Below are 23,178 nucleotides of genomic sequence, written 5' to 3'. Positions count from 1 at the left end.
GACGCATGAGTGGCTGTTTTTTTATCCCCCATAAACGGGCAGTATGATAAAGATTTAAGGAAGCAAAAAATATAAGTGGGAGATAAACTGCCCGTAAAAGCCCGATTGGTTCAACTAACAATCAGTGGGGAATGAGGAACCCTCACTGATTGAAGTTTCACTTTATTAATTTTCCTCAATATCTTTACGGTTTTTCTTTAACATTTTAGATAACATTTCATAAACGATTGGTACTACTACTAAAGTTAATAATGTGGAAGATAATAAACCACCAATTACGGTAATCGCTAGGTCTTTCGAAATAAGACCACTACCACCAGTACCGAATGCCATTGGAAGCATAGCGCCAATTGTTGCAATGGCTGTCATCAGAATTGGACGCAAACGTGTGGCCCCTGCCTCTAAGATTGCCTCACGCATAATGAGTCCGTCACGTTCCATATGAATAATTCGGTCTACTAATACGATGGCATTTGTAACAACGATACCAATAAGCATTAGTAAGCCCATCATAACCGACACAGAAATTGTTTGACCTGTTACAAACAAACCAACAAATGCACCAATTACAGCAAATGGAAGTGAGAACAGAATAGCAAATGGAGCTAAACCTTCACCGAAAGTTACTACTAAGATGAAGTATACGATAGCAATGGCAGCTAACATAGCAATACCAAGCTTTGTAAATGTTTCTTGCATATCTGCAGCTACACCGGATACGCCAGTTGTTACGCCTTTAGGTAAATCTAATTTATCGATTTTTTTATCTGCGGCTGAAGTAGCTTTTGAGATATCTTCGTCGATAACCGTACCAGTAACTGTTGCGAAATATTCACCTTTTGAGCGAGATAATGAGTTAAGCGTAGTGCCTTCCTCTACGTCTACTAGTTCACCGATAGTCATTGTTGTACCTAATGCTGTTTTAACCTCAGTAGCTAATACATCATCGATGGATAGAGCTGCGGCTTTTGCGTCACGTTGTACAATAACATCAATATCCTCACCATCATATCTTACGGATGTTAAAACTTCTTTAGAAGTATTGTTGCTCAATGCCATGACGATTTGAGCTGTAGTTAAACCATATTGTAGAACATTTTTCTGTTCTACTTTTAAAACATGCTCAACATATGGATCTTCGTTGTCAGATTTAATGTCCTCTAAGCCATCTACGTCTTTTAGTGCGCCTTCTACTTGTTTCACTGCATCTCGAAGCTTATCTAAATCTTCACTATACAGCGTATAGCTGACTTCGTTTGAAGACATCGACATAGAAGAGAAGTTTTGAGATTTCCATTCTCCAGATTGACCGATGTTAAATACGTAGTTTTCGACTTCTTCACGAGCTTTAGGGAAGTCCTCCATATCTTTATCAAAGATCAGGTACATTAATGCACCGCCTGCACCGCCGCCCATCATCATAGCGGATGGATCAACATTTTGCGAATCATTGATAGAGACTTGTAATATATCAATATCTTTACGTTTCATTAATTCTTTTTCTACTTTAGCAACATTGGCTTCCGTTTCATCCATAAGCTCACCAGTTCCAGGTGTGTAAGTTAAGTACATAACCTTTTCTTCCTGTGAACCCATGAAGCTAAAGCCAATCAATGGTGTTAAAGCAAGTGAACCAACTAGCAGTATAATCGCAATTACAGAAGTGATAATTTTATGGTTTAATGCTTTTTCAAGTACACCTCTATACCAAGTCGCTAGTTTACCAACTTCCTTATGTTGACTTTCCTTTTTCTCACCATACAGTTTTTTACGGAACAGGAAGTGCGATAAAGCTGGAACAATGGTAATTGCTACTAATAATGAAGCTCCTAAGGCAAATGACATTGTTAATGCAAACGGCATGAATAACTCACCAACCATACCGCCTACAAATATAAGTGGAGCAAATACTGCTACAGTTACCAAGGTTGAAGAAAGAATTGGTTTGAACATTTCGATAGTCGCTTCACGAATTAGAGCGCGACCTGTTACTTTTTCTTCTTTTAAATGAATACGTCGATAAATATTTTCTACTACTACAATGGAGTCATCAATAACACGACCAATCGCTACGGTAATGGCACCGAGAGTCATAATATTTAATGTAATATCCATCCAGTTTAATAATAGCAATGCCATAAAGATAGAAACTGGAATAGAGATAATAGAAATGATTGTTGATTTGAAATCTCGTAAGAATAGTAAAATTATTAAAACAGCAATTGCACCACCAAATACGGCTTTTTCAATCATTGTAAAGACTGAATCTTCAATTGGGGCACCTTGGTCTAATGAGATATCGACCTTTAAGCCATCAATTAATTTTTCTTCATCCTTAATTAGGTCTTTTACTGCGTTTACGACTGTCACCGTATTTGCATCTTGACCTTTCACAATTTGAATGGCAATTGCATCTTGACCATTTGTACGTGATACGGATTGTACTTTACCCTCAACCTCAATCTTTGCAATATCTCCTAAGCGAACGAATGGAGAAGGGTTTGTTGCTGAAGGTGTGACTGGAATTAATAAATCTTTTAATTCATCTACAGATTTTACTTTACCGTCAACAGAAACAGCTTGTTCACCAACAGTAAATTGATATAAACCAAGTGAAAGTGACATATCACTAGCTTGAATCATTTGTTTGACGGTATCTTCTGTTAAACCGAGTGCAGCCATTTTGTCCTCATCATATTTAAATGAGATTTGGTTAATGTGCTGACCAGTAATTGTTGCAGATGCAACACCATCAATTTTTTCAATTTTAGGAAGGAGAATGTCTTCTACTGTTGATGTTAATTCAACAATATCTTCCTTAGAGCTACTAACTGATAATGCAACAACAGGCATCATATTCATGCTAATGGCCATAATTGTCGGCTTTTGAGCACCCTCAGGCAGCTTAACATCATCTAAAGCTGATTCTAATTGGCGCTTTTTCTCATCCATATCAATTCCATAGTCGTATTCCACTTGAACTTGTGATACGTTGGATGAGGATGTTGAATAAACAGCTTTTACATCTTCTAAGCTTTCTATGGATTTTTCAAATGGTATGGAAAGCTCATTCATAACTTGTTCAGGAGTTGCGCCAGGATAGACGCCCATCACAATTAAGTATGGAATCGAAATATCAGGAATGGATTCCATTTTCATTCGTGTTCCCGAATAAATACCAGAGACAGTGATGATAATTGTTAGTAACCATACTGCCAATTTGTTTTTCAATACGAAATTAACTAAACCTTTCACCTTCACACCTACCCTTTATTGACTTACTAAATTCAATTATTTATACTAATGACTAATCGGTCATTTGTCAACGAAATGCATTAGGAGAGAGAAAAAAATATGTTAAAAAAGCAATTAATAATGGAGAAAGCATTAGAATTGTTTTCTGAGCAAGGCTTTGAAGCTACATCTGTACAGCAAATAACGGAACGCTGTGGTATTTCAAAAGGAGCATTTTATTTGTCTTTCAAAACAAAAGATGAGCTTGTTTTTTCAATGGTAGACTATTACTTACAACAGTTTCTTATAGATGTTGACCAGGTAGTCAGAGGCTCTTATAACAAAGATACTTTATTGGTTGAATTTTACAAAAGTATCTTCCAAGCCTTTAAAGCGCATTCTGCTTCTGCACGTGTCTTTTTTAATGAGAAAATCTTTTTGACAAAAAAAGAACTTTTTCATAAAATAATGGCTTATGAGGCGGAAATGTCTAAATCGATTATCTATATGCTTGAGCAACTCTATGAGGATAAACTCCAAGAGACAAAATACGATGTTATGTATTGCATAAAAGGTTTTATGAAGAGTTATGCAGAACTCTTTATTTTTTCTAATATGCCTCTTGATTTAGATCAATTAGCTAAATCTCTAGCAGAAAAGACAGATATTATTGCACGTTTCACGACGATTCCCTTTATTACAGAAGACCTTGTTCAATTTGTATCCAAGCCTTGTGAACAGGAAATTTCAAAGGAAACTCTATTACAGCTAATTGAGCAAAATATAAATAATATGGAAGAATCCATTGTACGTGAATCAATGGTGCTTTTAAAAGATCAAGTAGAAAACCCAACTTATAGTATGCCAATACTAAAAGGTTTGGTTGAAAATATACGTGTTGAACCAGCGTATAATTGGGTTGCCTATGTAATAGCCAAATATTTTAAAGTGTAAGGAGAGAATTGTTCACTATTTTTGTGAACAATTCTATTTTTTATTTAGCACCTCTAACGGCATAGATTGCAGTGCGTCTGCTGCACTTTGAAAGGGCTCTTTAATCCATAAAAGCCGTTCAAGGTAATTTCTTATGCTTACTGGCAAATTTAATTCTTCTTGCCATGATCTTTCTTTTTTTGAAGTAGGGGTATAGCTTGAATATAGTAAAAATAACAGGAAGTGACCAACAAAATATAAATCACTAATATGATTTTCTGCTCGTTTAGGATTACGAATAGTAGCGACTTCAATTTTTTGGATAGGAGCAGCAAGACCAAAATCTATGATATGTAATTGTTGATCAACGAGTATAATATTTGGAATACGTAAATCTCGATGCACAATGCCATGTTCATGTAACAATACAATCTGCTCTAAAAGCTGTTGGGTTATTAATAGTGATTGTGAGACTGTGAATTTTTGGTTTTCATTAAAAATAAGCTGTTCAAATGTTTGACCGTTAATATAGTCCATTATAAAAAATGGACTATTCTGAATCATCCCAGTTACCTTTATCGAAGGAACGTATGGAAGTGATAAATGTTGTAGTATGTGTATTTCTTGATTAAATTTACGTAATGTTTTTTGATGATGGCGATGCTTTGGGCGTAAGCATTTTAAAACAAATAGGTTTTCTGAAGATTCATCTTTGATTAAATAAGCCCGACCATATGAGCCATAGCCAAGAAACTTAATAAAGCTGTAATCAGGATGCTCCATAAGATAATGCTTAACGGCTATATCGAAGCTTTTCTCTGATAATCGTTTCCACCACATTAGCTACTAAAGAAACTCATGGAACTGAAGAAACTACGAGAGCTTTTTCGATTGCTCCGTTTATAGTGGTTATGACCATAATAATTGTGACGTTTTGAGTATTTTCTGCGGCTACTAGATGAAGAATGTTTAGATTTACTATTTAGTAAAGAATGAAAGATTTTATCTAGCATAAAAATGCTCCTTTATCATGTTTTATTACTATATACGTAAAACGATAAAGGAGGTTTCAAAAAAATTAAAAAATAAAAAAGAAGCTATGTAAATTTTTACATAGCTTCTTCTAGAGGCTTAAACCTCCATAATAATTGGTAAAATCATTGGTCGACGTTTTGTCTTTTCAAATAGATAAGGTCCTAAGACATCTGTAATTTCATTTTTTAGCTCAGTCCATTGAGGGGTTTTGCTTTGAATTGTTTCGTTAAGATGACGATTTAGCATTTTTTGAGCTTCATTAATCATCGTTCCTGACTCACGCATGTAAACAAATCCTCTAGAAATAATGTCTGGACCGGAAACAATTTTTTGATTTACCATATCAACACTGACAACAACAATAACTAAACCTTCCTCTGAAAGAATGCGGCGATCACGTAGCACGATATTGCCGATATCTCCAATACCATTACCGTCAATGTATACGTCGCCAGAAGGTATACGTCCTGCTACATGAGCTTCATTGGCACTTAATGCAAGGACATCACCATTTTCCATAACGAACGTATTTTCAAATGGCACATCACAGTCTTCTGCTAGGTGTGTATGCATTTTTAACATACGGAATTCACCATGGATAGGCATAAAGAATTTTGGCTTCATCAAACGTAGCATCAGTTTTTGTTCTTCCTGAGAACCGTGTCCAGAGGTATGAATATTATTTAGTGCACCATGAATAACCTCTGCACCTGCGCGGAACAGTAAATTAATAATTTTGTTGACACTTACTGTATTTCCAGGTACTGGTGAGGATGAAAAGATAACTGTGTCACCAGGTTGAATTTGAATTTGGCGATGTGTACCATTCGCAATACGTGATAGAGCTGCCATTGGCTCACCCTGAGAGCCTGTACATAAAATCATAACTTCATTAGCAGGGAGGCGATTAATGCTTTGGGCATCAATGAATGTATCCTTTGGTGCGTTTATATAACCGAGCTCACGCCCAATTGTAATAGCATTATCCATTGAACGTCCAAAAACAGCTATTTTTCGTCCGTATTTTATCGCAGCATCTGTAGCCTGTTGTAAACGATGTATATTTGATGCAAATGTTGCAAAAATAATACGACTATCTACCTTACGGAATATTTCATCAATACTTTTTCCAACTGTACGTTCAGACATTGTGAAATTCGGTTTTTCAGCATTTGTACTATCTGAAAGTAAGCAAAGTACACCGTCACGTCCGATTTCTGCCATTTTTGTTAGGTTAGCTGGTTCGCCTACAGGTGTAAAATCAAACTTGAAGTCACCAGTATGCACAATGTTTCCTGGTGGAGTTTTTACGACAATACCATAGGCATCGGGAATACTATGAGTTGTTCTAAAGAAGCTAACGGATGTTTTTCTAAACTTAATTACATCATCTTCTTTAATTTCGATTAGCTTTGTTGTACGCAGCAAGCCATGTTCTTCTAATTTATTACGTAATAGGCCAAGTGCAAGCTTACCGCCATAGACAGGGATATTTACTTGACGTAATAAATAGGGAATACCGCCAATATGGTCCTCATGCCCATGTGTAATAAATAAGCCTTTAATTTTATCAACGTTACGTACTAAATACGTATAGTCTGGAATGACATAGTCAATGCCGAGTAAGTCGTCTTCTGGAAATTTTATGCCAGCATCAATCAAAATGATTTCATCTTGAAATTGAACGCCGTAAGTGTTCTTGCCGATTTCGCCCAGTCCGCCGAGTGCGAAAACAGCTGCTTGGTCATTTTTAACAAACTTCATGTTTGTTAAATTTCCTCCAAGACAAAGTTCGGACTTGCTTGTTCATAGGCTAAATAATTACCTTCAAGCAATTGGATGAACTCGATATTGTAGTCTCGGTCTTTTAACTTTTGACGTACTTCACGTTCTGAAGTAGCTTCAAGGTATAGACTTTTAGTGTTTTCGCGAACTGGAATTTCATTTGCATTTTCTTGATAATAAACTTTGTAAATCATAGTTTGCTCTCCTTTTATTGCGTACAATTTTATTGCATCTTTAACTAATACCACACACGTACTACAAGAAAAAACAACGAATTTCTATTATTTATAACCAGAAATAAGACGTTTGAAATTCTTGTATCTCAATGCTTCAAATGAGCACAAATTGCTTCAATCAGCAAACTAGTCGCAGCCGATAAAAGCTAAAGCCTCTGGTAGATATCACAAATTTTGATCAATTGTGCCTTATAATTCAAAATTCGAATGTTTTGTTTCTTGCTATGAAAGCAACATGCTAAAGAAACAGCAACAAATATACCAAGGCGTTATTGATAAAAAGCAATGAGACAGTGGTTGCACATAGCCAAATAAATGCATTTCCTTTATATTATCACGCAGTTACTCTAAAATAAAGAAAAGCCCTTCAAATATTGAAGGGCAAATGTTAGGCAATTGATTTTTTTCCGAGTACGCCGCGAAGTTGCTTCAACAATTTCCGTTTGAGTTTCTTCAGCATGGCACATCACTCCTTAGGATCATTATAATAAAAAATTGTGTTTATGTAAAGTAATGAACCTTGAATCAATTATGTATTTATAGAGAGGAATTATAAAATGAAAAAAATTTTGTTTTTTGATGTAGATGGAACCCTTTATAATAGTAAAAAATTATTACCAGCATCCGCTAAAGAAGCGTTATTTGAAGCGCGTCGCCGTGGCTATGAAATAGCCATTGCGACAGGTCGTGCACCGTTCATGATTGAATCTTTGCTAGAGGAGTTGGATATTGATACATACGTTACCTTTAATGGGCAATATGTTGTTTACAAAGGTGAGGTTGTCTATACAAATGGTATTGAAAAAGACGAGCTTACTAAAATTATTGCTTTTGGCGAGGCACGAAACGAACCAGTAGTTTTTTTAGATGATAAACGCATGATAGCGTCTGTTGGTAATAATCATATGGTGGCGGAATCTTTAAATACTTTGAAATATCCATATCCAGAATTAGACTCATCTTATTATATGCAGAATGATGTCTATCAAACACTAATATTTATGGAAGAAAAAGATGAATCTTTATACTGTGAGACATTTCCAAATGTGCAATTTGTCCGTTGGCATCGTTATTCTTGTGATATTTTACCAAGTGGAGGCTCTAAGGCTACTGGTATTGAAAAAGTTCTAGAGCGAATGGGCATTTCATTTGAGAATGCTGTAGCTTTTGGAGATGGAATTAATGATATGGAAATGCTTCAAGCTGTGGGTACAAGTGTGGCAATGGGAAATGGACATGAAAAGGTAAAGGCGATTGCTACACATATAGCTGATCATGTGGATAATGATGGCTTGGCAAAAATAATGCGTAAGCTAGCCATTATTTAATGAAGAACCATAAAGCAACTAGTTGGTGGAAGCCTCAGCTAGTTGCTTTGTTTTATTTTATTTATCTGATTGAACGAGTTTTATCTGTACACCTTCTTTTGTAAAATGCTTGATAGTTTCTTTAGACAATGCACTATCAGTAATAATCGTATCTATTTCTTGGAGTGGACAGACTTGGATGGCAACATCCTTATTAAATTTTGATGAGTCAGTTGCCACAAAAACAGTTTGAGAGATAGAAATGATTTGTTTTCTCGTAATGGCCTCCTCTAAATTAAAATCAGAAATACCCTTTTCAATGGAAACGCCACTTGCACAAATAAAGGCTTTATTAATATTAAGATGATCAAAGCGGAAAAGGAATTCGTTAGATGTTACAGATTTCTCGGAGTGTCGAATTTTCCCACCGATAATAATTATTTCTATTTTAGAACCAATCAGCTCAAAGGCTACAGGCAGTGAATTTGTAATGACTGTTAATTTCTCTTTTTCTAATAGGAATGGAGTCATTTGATATGTAGTTGTTCCACTATCTATAAAAATACAATCCCCATCCTGCACGAAGGATGCGGAGGCTTTTGCAATAGCAATTTTTTCTGGTAGCTGTTCATGAAGTCGTTGATCAATAACGCCCTCGACTGGCTCAATGTATTTTACACCTCCATAAAACTTCTCAATTTTTTTCTCTTGCACAAGTTGTTGTATATCACGACGGATTGTTTCCATTGAAACATTAAACTCTTTTGTGAGTGTTACTAATTTCACAACCTTATGCTCCCGTATAAACTGCAAAATATGTTGTTGCCTTTCAATCATAAACATTTCATCACCTCTACTAGATATTTACTCAAAGTAAGCATAACTTTGTCAACAGTTAGTCAGAATTTACTCAACATTTACACAAAAACGCATTTTCCTTTACAAATTGTCACTATACTAAAGCTAAGAACTGAGAGAGGTGACCAATTTGTTAGAACTAAAAAATATCTCAAAAAGCTATAAAAATAAGAAAGTTTTAGTAGATATCAATTTAACCATCGAATCAGGCGAAATCATTTCGTTATTAGGGCCAAGTGGTTGCGGTAAAACTACTTTACTCAATATCATTTTAGGACTTGCAGAGCAAACAGCTGGTCAACTTATCTACAATGGACAAGATATATCGAAGCAATCCATGCAAGAAAGAGGATTTAATATTGTTTTTCAGGATTTTGCGTTATTTCCTCATTTAAATGCATACGACAATATAGTCTATGGATTGAAAAATAAAAACGTACAAATGTCCAAGGAGGAGGTACAAGAATATATTGATTTTCTAGAGTTAACACCGCATTTACACAAAAAGATTCATGAATTGTCAGGTGGTCAAAAACAACGGGTTTCTATTGCAAGAACACTTGTTATGCAGCCGAAAATTCTATTGTTAGATGAGCCATTAAGTGCTCTAGATGGTGTCATTAAGGAATCCATCAAAGAGCGTATTAAATTAATCGCTCGTGAATTTAATTTGACGATTATTATTGTGACACATGATCCAGAAGAAGCACTAACTCTTTCAGATAAAGTTTTGATTATTAATGAAGGGACAGTTGCTCAATTTGGAACACCACATGAAATCGTAACAGCACCCAACAATCAATTTATTGAAGATTTTATTTTAAGACAGCTTCATATTAAGCGACACAATATCTATCGATTATTTGGAGAAACATATGCTTAAAACGAATAAAATGATGAAAATAATTTTTCTGCCGATTCTATTATTTTTTCTAATCTTTTTAATTGTGCCATTGCTTTATATGTTTTGGCAGTCTTTCAAAATTGGAAACGTTATTACCATTCAAAATTATCTAGATGCTTTACAAAATATAGATATCCGTGAATCTTTCTTAAATAGCTTTAAAGTTTCCTTTGTTGCATCGGTAATCACGACCATTTTAGCTTTTTTATTGGCCTATGCGGTTCATTTTACGACAATGCATCGCCAGACGAAAAAGCTAGTACAAATAGGAATTACGTTGCCAATGCTGCTACCGACCATTACCTATGGATTTGTGCTGATTTATACATTTGGAAATCAAGGAATCCTTACAAAATTAATCGGACAACCTCTATTTACAATTTATGGGTACAATGGCTTGGTCATAGGTTATGTATTATACACATTACCGGTCGCTTTTATTTTAATGCAAAATTCCATGCAATATATAGATAAACGATTTTTGCTAGTTTCCATGTTGATGCATGATCATTCACTACGTCGCTTTTATCACACTGTATTTCGTCCGATGATGGGGACGATTGGTGGGGCTTTTATTTTAACATTTATTTTAAGCTTTACAGACTTCGGGATTCCTGCATCGGTTGGTGGAAATTATCGAGTGATTGCAACTGAACTCTATCAAGCAATGTTAGGTTCTATCGTGCATTTTGAGCGTGGAGCGGTTATCTCAGTATTAATGCTAGTACCTGCTGTGCTTGGCGTTGTTATGTTAACGATTTTAGAGCGCTTTAATTTTCAATATAAACAAGCTGGGCAAAGTGAACTTGTAAAGCACCGTCTCCGTGACGGGGTGTTTACTACTTATTCAATTGTCTGTGTAGTAGTAGTATTTATCATTTTTTCAACAATGTTTATTGTTCCTTTTACAAAGGGCTATCCATATGATTTCAGCTTTACGTTAGAGCATGTTCAAAATGTACTGGCGGAGAAAGATTTAACAAAGGTATATGTCAATTCACTAATCGTAGCGGTAGTAACAGCTGTTTTAGGTGTAGTCATTACTTTTATGTCGGCACTTCTCAATGCGAGGACACCACTGAAAGGAAGAAAAAGCTTAGATTTCGTTTCCATGATTACGAACACAGTGCCAGGAATGGTGCTTGGTCTATCGTACCTGTTTTTCTTTAATGGAAGTTCTTTAAAAGGGACATTCCTCATTATTATTGCGTGTAATATTGTGCATTTCTTTACAACACCTTATTTAATGGCAAAAAATTCATTGCAAAAGATGGACCCTACCTGGGAGGTGACTGCAGAGCTATTAAAGGATTCCTGGTTAAAAACCGTTATTCGTATCATATTACCGAATATTAGACCAACTATTTATCAGATGTTTAGCTACTTTTTTTTAAATGCGATGGTCACTGTCAGTGGCGTTATATTCCTTGTCAGTACAAAGACAATGCTTGTATCGACACGGATAAAAGAGTTACAGCATTTCGCAAAATATACCGATATTTTTGTACTATCAATATTTATTTTATGTACAAACCTCATTGTGAAATTAGGTTGTGATTATATAACAACACATAAAGAAAAAGTGAAGGAGATATCAAAATGAAGAAATCAACATGTATGATGCTAGGGACAGTTAGCGCAGCGGTGGTAGTTTTAGCTGCATGTGGAGGAGCGGAAGCAGATTCCAAAGACCAAGTAATTATTTATTCAAATGCTGATGATGAGGCAATTGAGGTAATAGAGTCTACATTAGATGACAAAGGCTATAAAGGAAAGTATTTAATTCAATCGTTTGGTACTTCTGAGCTAGGTGGAAAAATGATGGCTGAAGGGGCAGACATTGAAGCAGATGTCGTTACAATGGCTTCTTATTTTATAGAAAGCGCGCAAACTTCCAAATCGATGTTTGTAGATATCTCTTCAGACTTAAAGCCTGTTGATGGTGGTGTTATGTATGCGTTGCCGATTTTAGGAAATGTCGGTTCGATTTTTATTAATACGGATGTTTTACAACAAAAAGGGTTAGCTGTACCAAAAACAATTAAGGATTTGACAGACTCTGCCTATAAGGATTTAGTATCATTTCCAAATATTATGGATTCCTCAACAGGCTGGCTTCTAGTACAAGCCATTATCAAAGAATATGGTGAGCAGGAAGGGAAAAAGGTTTTAGCAGATTTAATTAAAAATGCTGGACCTCATATTGAAAGCTCAGGCTCAGGTCCTATTAAAAAGGTGAAAACAGGTGAAGTAGCGGCTGGCTTTGGCTTACGAATTCAAGCTATTGATGCTAAAAATGAAGGACTGCCAATCGATTATATTGACCCGACAGAAGGAAACTTCACTCTTACAGAATCTGTAGCTGTTGTGGACAAAGAAGGAGATGAAGCACTAGCCAAAGAAATAGCGAAAGTAATTGCTACAGAGGCACGCAGTGGTTTATTAGAGCAATATCCTGTGGCACTTTATGAAGGGGAACAAGTAAAGGATGAGCATGTTCCAACACACCTTAAAAAATGGGATACAACCTTGACAGTAGATTTATTAGAAAAACATCAAGCATTCTTTAAAGAAGCGCAACAATAAGGAGTTATAGAAGATGAGCAACTATAAATTATTGACACCAGGACCATTAACAACAACTGATACGGTTAAACAGGAAATGCTAAAAGATCGCTGTACATGGGATGATGACTATAAAAACGTTACACAAGTTATTCGTAAGCAGCTCTTGGATTTAGCACAAGTTGATGAGCTTAATTACACAGCAGTGCTTATGCAAGGTAGTGGAAGTTTTGTGGTAGAGTCTGTTCTAACGACGGTTATAGGCGATGAAGATAAGGTGCTGATTTTAACAAATGGTGCTTATGGAGAAAGAATCGTTGAAATGGTCGAAGTGTTAAAGCTGCAGCATGTTGTTTATAGTGTTCCTTATGATGAACAGCCATCATCATTAGAAGTACAAGCTTTACTTGAAAAAGATGCAAGTATTACACATGTAGCTGTTGTACATTGTGAAACGACAACTGGTATTTTAAATCCAATTAAAGAAATTGGAGAAGTGGTGCATGCTTTCAATAAAACGTATATTGTGGATGCTATGAGCAGCTTTGGCGGTGTGCCAATGGATTTATCAAGTTTGCATATTGACTTTTGTATTAGTAGTGCCAATAAATGTATTCAAGGTGTCCCAGGATTTGGCTTTGTTATTGCTAAAACAGAGGTATTAGAAAAATGTAAAGGACAGGCTCGTAGTGTAGCTTTAGATTTATACAATCAATGGGAAGCGATGAAAAAAGACGGAAAGTGGCGGTTCACTTCACCTACTCATGTAGTAGCGGCTTTTGCAAAGGCATTAGAAGAGCTGACTGAAGAAGGCGGGATCAATGCCCGTTATAAACGCTATGCAGATAATAATCAATTACTACGCTCTCGTTTGTCACCACTTGGATTTGAAGCGTATATAACGGAAGAACTACAATCACCAATTATTACAACATTCTTGTTCCCGCATAAAGAGTTCTCTTTTGAGCATTTTTATCAGGAAATGAAAGAAGCCGGTTTTGTCATCTATCCGGGCAAGCTGACAGATGTGGATACATTCCGTATAGGCAATATAGGTGATATACATGAAAAAGATATGCACGCATTATGTGAAGTAATCGAAAATTATATGGTGGTGAAGAACAATGAAAATTGAAACAGTTATTTTTGATTGGGCAGGAACAGCAGTTGATTTTGGTTGCTTTGCCCCTGTAAATGTCTTTTTAACGATTTTTGAAGATGCTGGTGTATCCGTAACGCTTGAAGAGGCTCGGAAACCAATGGGTATGCTGAAAATCGATCATATTCGTACAATGCTAGAAATGCCGAGAATTCAAGAAGAATGGAAACAAATTCACGGTCAACCCTATACAGAAGAGAATGTACAGGCGTTATACCAACAATTTGAGTCGAAGCTAATGGAATCTTTAGCGACGTATACAGATCCTATTCAGCATGTGACAGCAACGGTACAGCAATTAAGAGATACGGGTATTCGAATTGGTTCCACAACAGGTTATACAGATTCGATGATGGAAGTCGTCACACAGCACGCAGCTATCAAGGGCTATCAACCTGATTTTCTAGTAACACCTACACAAGTTGGAGATAAAGGACGTCCTTATCCATATATGATTTTCAAAAATATGGAGGCGTTAGGGTCAACATCAACGAAGCAAGTTGTGAAGATTGGCGACACAACTTCAGATATAAGGGAAGCATTGAATGCGGGCGTCTGGGCTGTTGGTGTTATTATTGGAAGTTCTGAGATGGGTCTTTCTGAAGAGGAATTCAACTCGTTATCTCTGGAGGAACAACGAATAGAAATTGAGAAAGCGAAGCGTATTTTTGAGGAAATTGGTGCACATTATACTATTGAAACTATGAAAGAGTTACCTGCGTTAATTAAAATTATTAATGATCGCTTAAAACGTGAAACAGTGATGATGTAAACTTCGTGAAAGAGCCTTTTGATTGTGGATATACAATTAGAAGGTTTTTTTTTGGCTTAGTAAGGGAAATGATAATACAAGTCAAGTATGATTCATTAAAGGGGTTACAAAAAGACCTCTGCAGGAAGGGAATAGCTGCAGAGGCTTGTGTATTTTTAGTCACGCTCAAAAGGAATTGAATCAGGAATTTCTTCAAATGGATTTTTTTCATTGATACGGTCATAAAACATAATACCGTTCAGATGATCTAATTCATGCTGGAAGGCAATAGCAGGTAAGCCTTTAAGACGCATTTTTTTCTCTTCTCCATCAACTGTTTTAAACTTTACTGTAATGCGGGCATGGCGAGGGACATAGCCAGGGACATTGCGGTCTACAGAAAGACAGCCTTCACCAGCAGTAAGATACGTATTTTCTACAGAGTGACTTACAATTTTAGGGTTGATTGCTGTGAAACTTAGCTGTTCACCATTCTCATCTTGCAAATGTAAGGCGAACATACGATGTAGACTATTAACTTGATTGGCAGCTAAACCAATGCCGCTGCGTAAATCATATTTATCCGCTATTTCAGGATCTTGACTGTTGATTAAATATTGAAGCATATCTACTGCAAGCTGTTTTACTTCTTCTGTTAAAGGAAATTTAACTTCCTCAGCTTTCGTGCGTAAAGTCGGATGACCTTCGCGTATAATATCATCCATTAAAATCATATGTGAATCTTCCTTTCAACTTTGTGTGCCTTATATAATTATACATCACGCATGAAAACAATCACATGAAAAAAGATCTTATTTGACTATACTTAAAAAGTTTTTCTAGAGCTATTAGATTATTTAGAACTGGGCATTCTACTATTGGTATGCATGGAAGAAAACCTAATGTTTATGCACATTAAATATGTTGTTGTAATACAGATATTATTAACGAATGATACAGTATGAGACAGCTTAATTAAATTGTTATTTTAGAAAAAATCTTTGTTTGTACGCGTAATATATGATTGACCGACAGTATTTTATTCAGTATACTGAGTCCTAAGAGCAAGTTGTACTAGTTAAATAGTGATTTATTTTAATACAGTTGAAAGGGAGATGTGACAAATGAGCAAGAAAAACAATAATATTTTTGATGCAAAACAAACGCTAACTGAAATCGAAGATAAGTTTGAAATGTTTCAAATTTTGAATACAGAAGGCGAAATTATAAATGAAGAGGCAGATCCAAAATTATCAGACGAGGAATTAGTTGAGCTAATGACACGTATGGTTTATACACGTATTTTAGATCAACGCTCAATCTCACTGAACCGTCAAGGTCGTTTAGGTTTCTATGCTCCTACGGCAGGTCAAGAAGCTTCACAACTTGCTTCACACTTTGCATTAGAGCAAGAGGACTGGATTTTACCAGGGTATCGTGATGTTCCACAAATCGTGTGGCACGGTTTACCATTAGATAAAGCGTTTTTATTCTCGCGCGGCCATTTCGTTGGCAACCAAATTCCAGAGGGTGTTAATGTTTTACCTCCTCAAATCATTATTGGTGCTCAGTATATTCAAGCAGCAGGTGTTGCGCTTGGTATTCAAAAGCGTGGTAAAAAAGCTGTAGCTGTAACATACACAGGTGATGGTGGTTCATCACAAGGGGATTTCTATGAGGGCATTAACTTTGCAGGGGCATTTAAATCACCAGCAATCTTCATCGTACAAAATAACCAATATGCAATTTCTACACCTCGTGAATTACAAACAGCTGCTAAAACAATTGCACAAAAAGGTGTAGCAGCAGGCTTACCAAGTATTTTAGTAGATGGAATGGATGCGCTTGCAGTGTACGTCGCGACTCGTGATGCACGTGAACGAGCAATTAATGGAGAAGGTCCTACATTAATTGAAACGATGTGTTATCGCTACGGTCCTCATACAATGGCTGGAGATGACCCAACTCGCTATCGTACGTCTGATACAGATAATGAATGGTCTCAAAAAGATCCGCTTGTGCGTTTCCGTAAATACCTAGAAGCAAAAGGTTTATGGGATGAGAAGAAAGAAGAAGCAGTAATCGAGCGTGCAAAAGAAGAAATTAAAGAAGCAATTAAAAAAGCTGATGCTGCACCAAAACAAAAAGTAACAGAATTAATGGAAAATATGTATAAAGGCGAAATGCCATCTAATTTAAAAGAACAGTATGAAATCTACAAAGAGAAGGAGTCGAAATAACCTATGGCACAAATGACAATGATTCAAGCAATTACAGATGCACTTCGCACAGAATTAAAGAATGATGAAAACGTTCTTGTATTCGGGGAAGATGTAGGTGTCAACGGTGGTGTATTCCGTGCAACTGAAGGCTTGCAGAAAGAATTTGGTGTGGACCGTGTATTTGATACACCTCTAGCAGAATCAGGTATTGGTGGCTTAGCTATTGGTCTTTCTCTGCAAGGTTTCCGTCCTGTTCCTGAAATCCAGTTCTTCGGCTTTGTTTATGAAGTGATGGATTCAATTAGTGGTCAGTTAGCACGTCTGAGGTATCGTAGTGGTGGTGTCTATAATGCACCAGTAACAATTCGTTCTCCATTTGGCGGTGGAGTACATACACCAGAAATGCACTCAGATAGTTTAGAGAGTTTAATGACAGCACAACCAGGGTTAACTGTTGTTGTACCATCTACACCATATGATGCTAAAGGCTTACTGATTTCATCTATTCGAAATGATAACCCAGTAATTTTCTTAGAGCATTTAAAACTATACCGTTCATTCCGTGAAGAGGTGCCTGAGGAAGCATATGAAATTCCACTAGGCAAGGCGGATGTAAAACGTGAAGGTAAGGATTTAACGATTGTTGCCTATGGTTTAATGGTACATGAAAGCTTAAAGGCTGCAGAAGAGCTTGAAAAAGAAGGTCACTCTGTAGAGGTTATAGACTTACGTACGATTCAACCGATTGATATTGAAACAATTATTGCATCTGTTGAAAAAACAGGTCGTGCAATCGTTGTACAAGAAGCGCAAAAACAAGCAGGTATCGCTGCAAATGTAGTAGCAGAAATCACAGAGCGCGCTATTTTAAGCCTAGAAGCTCCTGTACTTCGTGTGGCTGCACCAGATACTGTGTACCCATTCCCACAAGCTGAAGGTGTTTGGTTACCGAACTATAAAGATATAATGGAAACAGCGAAAAAAGTTTTAACATTCTAATGAATTAGAAAGGATGGGTACACATGGCATTTGAATTTAGATTACCAGATATCGGTGAGGGTATTCACGAAGGCGAAATCGTGAAATGGTTCGTCAAAGCTGGCGATACAGTAAAAGAAGATGATATTCTTTGCGAAGTGCAAAATGATAAAGCAGTAGTTGAAATCCCTTCACCAGTTGAAGGAACGGTAGAAGAAGTTTTAGTAGGAGAAGGGACAGTTGCGGTTGTTGGCGATGTTTTAATCCGATTTGATGCACCAGGCTATGAAGACTTAAAGCTAAAAGGTGACGATCATGCTGAAGCAAAAACAGAAGCACAAGTTCAAGCAACTGCTGAATCTGGTCAGAACGTAGAGAAAGCTCCTGTAAATGAGGAGAAGTCTCTGGTGAAGGCAGAGACAGAAAAAGCAGAGACAGTTGTTGATGACACAAAACGTGTGATTGCAATGCCTTCTGTACGTAAATTTGCACGTGATAACGATGTAAATATCCATGTAGTTCAAGGAACTGGCAAAAATGGTCGAATCCTAAAAGAAGATATTGAAAACTTCTTAAAAGGTGGAGGTACTTTAGAAGCTGAAGCAGCATCTGTAGAAACAGCAGAAGCAGCAATTCAGCAAGTTACAACTGCTCCAGCTACACCAGTAGTTCTTGAAGGAGAGTTCCCAGAAACACGTGAGAAAATGTCAGGTATTCGAAAAGCGATTGCAAAAGCAATGGTACACTCGAAACAAACGGCTCCACATGTTACACTAATGGATGAAGTCGATGTAACAGCTCTTGTAGCACATCGTAAAAAATTCAAAGATATCGCTGCTGAAAAAAGTGTTAAATTAACATACTTACCATATGTAGTAAAAGCCCTTATTTCAACTTTACGTGAATTCCCAGAATTTAATCGCTCATTAGATGATGCAACACAAGAAATTATTCAAAAGCATTACTACAATATCGGTATTGCAGCAGATACAGAAAAAGGCTTGCTAGTACCAGTTATTAAGCATGCTGATCGTAAATCTGTTTTTGCAGTATCAAATGAAATTAATGAACTAGCGACGAAAGCGCGTGATGGCAAGCTTGCACCTCATGAAATGAAAGGTGCTTCCATGTCGATTACGAACATTGGCTCTGCTGGAGGACAATGGTTTACACCGGTAATTAATCATCCTGAAGTAGCAATTTTAGGTATTGGTCGAATTTCAGAAAAACCTGTAATAAAAAATGGTGAAATTGTAGCCGCACCTGTGTTAGCATTATCATTGAGCTTTGATCATCGTATGATCGATGGAGCCACTGCGCAAAATGCTTTAAACCACTTAAAGCGTTTGTTAAGTGAGCCAGAATTATTATTAATGGAGGCGTAACAAAAATGGTAGTAGGAGATTTCCCAATCGAAACAGATACTCTTGTCATTGGTTCAGGTCCTGGAGGATATGTAGCAGCAATTCGTGCAGCTCAAACTGGCCAAAAAGTAACAATCGTTGAAAAAAATGTACTTGGTGGTGTGTGCTTAAACGTAGGCTGTATCCCATCAAAAGCATTAATTTCAGTAGGTCACCGTTTTGAGCAAGCTAAACATTCAGATGACATGGGAATCATCGCTTCTGATGTGAAATTAGACTTCTCAAAAGCACAAGCATTTAAAGACAGCGTTGTTAAAAAATTAACTGGCGGTGTTGAAGGCTTACTTAAAGGTAATAAAGTTGAAATTGTACAAGGTGAAGCTTATTTCGTTGACGCCCATTCAGTGCGTATCATCAATGGTGAATCTGCTCAAACTTACACATTTAACAATGTCATTATTGCAACAGGTTCTCGTCCGGTTGAAATTCCAACATTCAAATTCTCTGAGCGCGTACTAAATTCTACTGGTGCACTTTCTTTACAAGAAGTTCCTGGTAAATTAGTTGTTATCGGTGGAGGTTATATTGGTACAGAGCTAGGATCAGCTTACGCAAACCTTGGCTCTCAAGTAACAATTATTGAAGGCGGAAAAGATATTTTAGCTGGCTTCGAAAAACAAATGACGCAAATCGTGAAAAAAGGCCTTAAAAAGAAAGGCGTTGAAATTGAAGTTAACGCATCTGCAAAAGGCGTTGAAGAAACTGAAAACGGCGTAGTTGTAACATATGAAGTTGGCGGAGAAGAGAAAAAAGTTGAAGCTGATTACGTATTAGTTACTGTAGGTCGTCGTCCAAATACAGATGAAATGGGCCTTGCTGAAATCGGTATTGAATTCGGTGAACGCGGTCTTATTAATGTTGACAAACAATGTCGTACAAATATTCCAAACATCTATGCAATTGGTGATATCGTTGCAGGTCCTCAGCTTGCACATAAAGCATCTTACGAAGGTAAAGTTGCTGCTGAAGCGATTGCTGGTGAAAAATCAGTAGTTGACTATTTAGCTGTTCCTGCTGTATGCTTCACAGATCCAGAAATGGCAACAGTTGGTTACAACGAAGACCAAGCTAAAACGGAAGGCATCGAATACACTGCAGCGAAATTCCCATTCGCAGCAAATGGTCGTGCTCTTGCATTAAACCAATCAGAAGGTTTCGTGAAGCTTGTTGCTCGTAAAGAAGATGGCTTATTAATTGGTGCTCAAATCGTAGGTGCTGGTGCATCTGATATGATCGCTGAAATGGGCTTAGCAATCGAAGGCGGTATGACTGCTGAAGATATCGCATTAACAATTCATGCTCACCCAACATTAGGTGAAATCACTATGGAAGCAGCTGAAGTCCTACTTGGCAACCCAATCCATATTGTTACAAAAAAATAATTAGATGAATTTAAACGGTTATAAAGCATTAGTAGCTTTATAGCCGTTTTTTGTATAATGCTAATAATTTTGATAAAGTAATTATATCGAATGAATATTCAAAAAATATAGTTCGAATAACAGTGCGAAGTAGCTAATCTAGCAGAGATAGATAGAATTTTAATATAAACAGATTATGGAAATATAATTAGCGCTAGCTATCGATGCCTACAGAGCAATAGAAGTGAACCAAAAACTGGGGTGATGAATATGGAACTAGGATTGAAGGGAAAAGTCGCTATTATAACAGGCTCAAGTAAGGGTATTGGCTATTATACAGCGATGCAGCTTGTGAAAGAGGGAGCAAAGGTTGTACTGTGCGCGCGTGGCGAAAAACAGCTTCAAGTGGCAGCTGGCTGTATTAAAAATGAAACAGGTGAAGAAGTATTATTCGTACCGACAGATATTACAAAAGAAAAGGATTGTAAATACTTAATTGAGCGTACAGTAGAGCATTTTGGAGGAGTGGATATTCTTATTAATAATGCAGGTACAGCCTCAGCAAATCCATTTGAATCAGTTAGTAGTGAACTGTGGCAGGCTGATTTAGATTTAAAGGTATTTGGTGCTGTTCATTGTTCAAAATATGCTGTTCCTTATATGCGTAAGGCTGGAGGTGGGGCAATTGTCAATGTAACGGCCGTTATGGCTAAAACGCCACCTGCTAGCTCTCTTCCCACTACTGTAAGTCGAGCTGCTGGACTTGCTTTAACAAAAGCGATGAGTAAAGACTTAGGGAAGGATAATATTCGTGTAAATTCTGTGTGTATAGGGCTAATTCGTAGTGACCAAATCGAAAAAAAATGGAAGCAGGAAGAGCCGGAGATGGCTTGGGAAGCATATTCTCGCAAAGTCGGTCAAATAATTCCGCTTGGTCGAGTAGGGGACACAGAGGAAGCAGCAAATGTCATTACCTTTTTAGTATCAGATGCAGCAAGTTATGTGACTGGTACATCAGTGAATATTGATGGTGGATCTGGACATGCACTATAGAAATTTGAAAAAATAAACATCGTAATATTTTTTGAGAAAAACAAAATGTTACGGTGCCCAAACAAAAGCATATTCGACTAATGTATGAAGAGAAGATGGCTCAAATTGTGTAGAGTTATCTTCTTTTCCTATTGTTTTTCTAAAATTGTAATAGACAGAAAATTCCTACAGATGTAGAATAATCGTAATAGGGGGTGAAAAGTGGCGAAATGTTGAACGAAAAATTTGCTGCATGGTTAATGAAAGTTGTACGGATTATTGTCCAAATTGGGATACTCAATATTTATTACTACATGGGCGTGGGCATTGTGACTTTATTGCATGTACCTCTTCCCGGAAGCGTTATCGGTCTACTCTTATTAGCGCTATCACTTCAATTTAGAATAATTAAAGTAGAATATATTCAAGATGGAGCGGGCTTTTTAATCGGTATTTTAACCTTATTTTTCATTCCTGCAACAGTAGGAGTGATTGACTATCCAGAGCTTATGTCAACGACTGGATTGCTAATTATTTTGGCTGTTGTAGCTAGTACATTAATTTCTATTTATATCACTGGATTATTTACTCAAATGATTGAGAAGAAAGAGTCGGTGAAAAAAGAAACAGAGGCTGTTCTTGAAGAAGGAGAGGGGAAATTAACTGTTGATTGAAATAATTGTTGTGATTGGCACCATTGTATTGTTTATGCTTTTTACAAAGCTATATCAGCGATTTCCACATCCTATTATGATTCCGCTAGTAACGACAACTATTGTAAGTGCTGTTATTTTAGTAGTATTTCAGATACCTTATTCGACCTATATGCAGGGAGGAGAGTGGCTTCAAAAAATGCTTGGCCCAGCGGTAGTAGCACTCGCCTATCCTCTTTATAATCAGCGTGCCATTATTATGAAGTATAAATATTCTATTTTGTCAGGTATCTTTATTGGTATGATTACTGGCTTAGTGACGATTTTTGTGATGCTAAAATGGATTAGGGTAAGTGATAGCTGGATGCTGACAGCCTTACCTAAATCTTTAACGACACCGGTAGGTATGCAGGTGAGCGAAACAATTGGAGGGATTCCTCCTTTAACGGCTGTATTTGTCATGCTAGCGGGGTTTGTAGGCGCAATAATTGGACCGTTAGTTATTAAATTTGGAAAAATTGATTCTGCGGTTAGCAGAGGTGTTGCAGTAGGCAGTGCTTCACATGGTGTTGGGCTTGTTAAATTAAGAGAGTATGGAGAACGAGAATTATCAGTTGGCTCATTATCAATGGGGTTAACGGCAATTATTGGTGCATTTCTCTGTCCACTCTTTGTGTATTTGTTTATGTAAAAGAACGAACCCTTTACAAATAATTGTAAAGGGTAAAAATCTGCTTTTTT

20 protein-coding genes are annotated in these 23,178 nt (G+C 36.8%); 14 read left to right on the top strand and 6 right to left on the bottom strand.

Annotation, left to right across the window (positions count from 1 at the left end; translation table 11 throughout):
• Nucleotides 1-165 precede the first annotated feature (165 nt).
• Nucleotides 166-3,255, bottom strand: coding sequence for an efflux RND transporter permease subunit (locus AC1RNS_RS23160; protein ID WP_492996099.1), 3,090 nt, complete (start codon nucleotides 3,253-3,255; stop codon nucleotides 166-168).
• A gap of 99 nt (nucleotides 3,256-3,354) precedes the next feature.
• Here AC1RNS_RS23160 and AC1RNS_RS23155 point away from each other — a divergent pair, with 99 nt between their 5' ends.
• On the top strand, nucleotides 3,355-4,188 hold the full coding sequence (locus AC1RNS_RS23155) for a TetR/AcrR family transcriptional regulator (protein WP_492996097.1): 834 nt from the start codon (nucleotides 3,355-3,357) through the stop codon (nucleotides 4,186-4,188).
• Nucleotides 4,189-4,221: 33 nt separating this feature from the next.
• Here the strand turns inward: AC1RNS_RS23155 and AC1RNS_RS23150 are convergent, their stop codons facing one another.
• The 3 genes from AC1RNS_RS23150 to AC1RNS_RS23140 all read right to left on the bottom strand — a co-directional run bounded on the left by AC1RNS_RS23150 (nucleotide 4,222) and on the right by AC1RNS_RS23140 (nucleotide 7,181).
• Nucleotides 4,222-5,007: a serine/threonine protein kinase gene (locus AC1RNS_RS23150; RefSeq protein WP_492996095.1), complete on the bottom strand. Its 786-nt coding sequence runs from the start codon at nucleotides 5,005-5,007 to the stop codon at nucleotides 4,222-4,224.
• Nucleotides 5,008-5,298: 291 nt separating this feature from the next.
• On the bottom strand, nucleotides 5,299-6,966 hold the full coding sequence (gene rnjA, locus AC1RNS_RS23145; RefSeq protein ID WP_492996093.1) for a ribonuclease J1: 1,668 nt from the start codon (nucleotides 6,964-6,966) through the stop codon (nucleotides 5,299-5,301).
• A gap of 5 nt (nucleotides 6,967-6,971) precedes the next feature.
• Nucleotides 6,972-7,181, bottom strand: coding sequence for a DNA-dependent RNA polymerase subunit epsilon (locus tag AC1RNS_RS23140; protein ID WP_054770786.1), 210 nt, complete (start codon nucleotides 7,179-7,181; stop codon nucleotides 6,972-6,974).
• A 599-nt stretch (nucleotides 7,182-7,780) separates the two neighbouring features.
• Here AC1RNS_RS23140 and AC1RNS_RS23135 point away from each other — a divergent pair.
• Nucleotides 7,781-8,551, top strand: coding sequence for a Cof-type HAD-IIB family hydrolase (locus AC1RNS_RS23135; protein WP_492996091.1), 771 nt, complete (start codon nucleotides 7,781-7,783; stop codon nucleotides 8,549-8,551).
• A gap of 57 nt (nucleotides 8,552-8,608) precedes the next feature.
• On the opposite strand, the gene AC1RNS_RS23130 is transcribed toward AC1RNS_RS23135, so the two are convergent.
• A complete protein-coding gene (locus AC1RNS_RS23130; RefSeq protein WP_492996089.1) occupies nucleotides 8,609-9,367 on the bottom strand; it encodes a DeoR/GlpR family DNA-binding transcription regulator in 759 nt (252 codons plus the stop codon).
• Nucleotides 9,368-9,518: 151 nt separating this feature from the next.
• On the opposite strand from AC1RNS_RS23130, the gene AC1RNS_RS23125 reads away from it, so the two are divergent.
• From AC1RNS_RS23125 to phnX, 5 genes are read left to right on the top strand one after another with little or no spacing between them, the layout of a single operon-like run.
• Nucleotides 9,519-10,271 carry an ABC transporter ATP-binding protein gene (locus AC1RNS_RS23125; RefSeq protein WP_492996087.1) on the top strand — a complete coding sequence of 251 codons (753 nt, stop codon included), beginning with the start codon at nucleotides 9,519-9,521 and terminating at the stop codon, nucleotides 10,269-10,271.
• Nucleotides 10,264-11,895, top strand: a complete 1,632-nt coding sequence (locus AC1RNS_RS23120; protein WP_492996085.1) for an ABC transporter permease subunit — start codon at nucleotides 10,264-10,266, stop codon at nucleotides 11,893-11,895. Before AC1RNS_RS23125 ends, AC1RNS_RS23120 begins: the two co-directional genes overlap by 8 nt.
• A complete protein-coding gene (locus AC1RNS_RS23115; protein WP_492996083.1) occupies nucleotides 11,892-12,878 on the top strand; it encodes an extracellular solute-binding protein in 987 nt (328 codons plus the stop codon). Before AC1RNS_RS23120 ends, AC1RNS_RS23115 begins: the two co-directional genes overlap by 4 nt.
• Nucleotides 12,879-12,891: 13 nt before the next feature.
• Nucleotides 12,892-13,992: a 2-aminoethylphosphonate--pyruvate transaminase gene (gene phnW, locus AC1RNS_RS23110; protein ID WP_492996081.1), complete on the top strand. Its 1,101-nt coding sequence runs from the start codon at nucleotides 12,892-12,894 to the stop codon at nucleotides 13,990-13,992.
• Nucleotides 13,982-14,788, top strand: a complete 807-nt coding sequence (gene phnX, locus AC1RNS_RS23105; RefSeq protein ID WP_492996079.1) for a phosphonoacetaldehyde hydrolase — start codon at nucleotides 13,982-13,984, stop codon at nucleotides 14,786-14,788. Before phnW ends, phnX begins: the two co-directional genes overlap by 11 nt.
• A gap of 155 nt (nucleotides 14,789-14,943) precedes the next feature.
• Here the strand turns inward: phnX and def are convergent, their stop codons facing one another.
• Complete coding sequence (gene def, locus AC1RNS_RS23100) at nucleotides 14,944-15,501, bottom strand: peptide deformylase (RefSeq protein WP_492996077.1); 558 nt, start codon at nucleotides 15,499-15,501, stop codon at nucleotides 14,944-14,946.
• A gap of 390 nt (nucleotides 15,502-15,891) precedes the next feature.
• Here def and pdhA point away from each other — a divergent pair, with 390 nt between their 5' ends.
• The 7 genes from pdhA to AC1RNS_RS23065 all read left to right on the top strand — a co-directional run bounded on the left by pdhA (nucleotide 15,892) and on the right by AC1RNS_RS23065 (nucleotide 23,128).
• Nucleotides 15,892-17,007 (top strand): pyruvate dehydrogenase (acetyl-transferring) E1 component subunit alpha, encoded by a 1,116-nt coding sequence (gene pdhA, locus AC1RNS_RS23095; protein WP_492996075.1) that lies wholly within the window; start codon nucleotides 15,892-15,894, stop codon nucleotides 17,005-17,007.
• Nucleotides 17,008-17,010: 3 nt separating this feature from the next.
• A complete protein-coding gene (locus AC1RNS_RS23090) occupies nucleotides 17,011-17,988 on the top strand; it encodes an alpha-ketoacid dehydrogenase subunit beta (protein ID WP_492996073.1) in 978 nt (325 codons plus the stop codon).
• A gap of 23 nt (nucleotides 17,989-18,011) precedes the next feature.
• Nucleotides 18,012-19,352 carry a dihydrolipoamide acetyltransferase family protein gene (locus tag AC1RNS_RS23085; protein WP_492996071.1) on the top strand — a complete coding sequence of 447 codons (1,341 nt, stop codon included), beginning with the start codon at nucleotides 18,012-18,014 and terminating at the stop codon, nucleotides 19,350-19,352.
• Between the two features lie 5 nt (nucleotides 19,353-19,357).
• A complete protein-coding gene (gene lpdA / locus AC1RNS_RS23080) occupies nucleotides 19,358-20,773 on the top strand; it encodes a dihydrolipoyl dehydrogenase (RefSeq protein WP_492996069.1) in 1,416 nt (471 codons plus the stop codon).
• A 249-nt stretch (nucleotides 20,774-21,022) separates the two neighbouring features.
• Entirely contained in the window at nucleotides 21,023-21,805 is a 783-nt protein-coding gene (locus AC1RNS_RS23075; protein ID WP_492996067.1) for an SDR family NAD(P)-dependent oxidoreductase, read from the top strand.
• A 209-nt stretch (nucleotides 21,806-22,014) separates the two neighbouring features.
• Nucleotides 22,015-22,458, top strand: coding sequence for a CidA/LrgA family protein (locus AC1RNS_RS23070; RefSeq protein WP_492996065.1), 444 nt, complete (start codon nucleotides 22,015-22,017; stop codon nucleotides 22,456-22,458).
• Nucleotides 22,451-23,128: an LrgB family protein gene (locus AC1RNS_RS23065; protein WP_492996063.1), complete on the top strand. Its 678-nt coding sequence runs from the start codon at nucleotides 22,451-22,453 to the stop codon at nucleotides 23,126-23,128. Before AC1RNS_RS23070 ends, AC1RNS_RS23065 begins: the two co-directional genes overlap by 8 nt.
• Nucleotides 23,129-23,178 lie beyond the last annotated feature (50 nt).

It is taken from the genome of Lysinibacillus sp. GW821-FHT14F06 (assembly GCF_058803665.1).
Note: the sequence above shows the minus strand (reverse complement) of the source record. Positions and strands in the feature narration are given on the sequence as shown.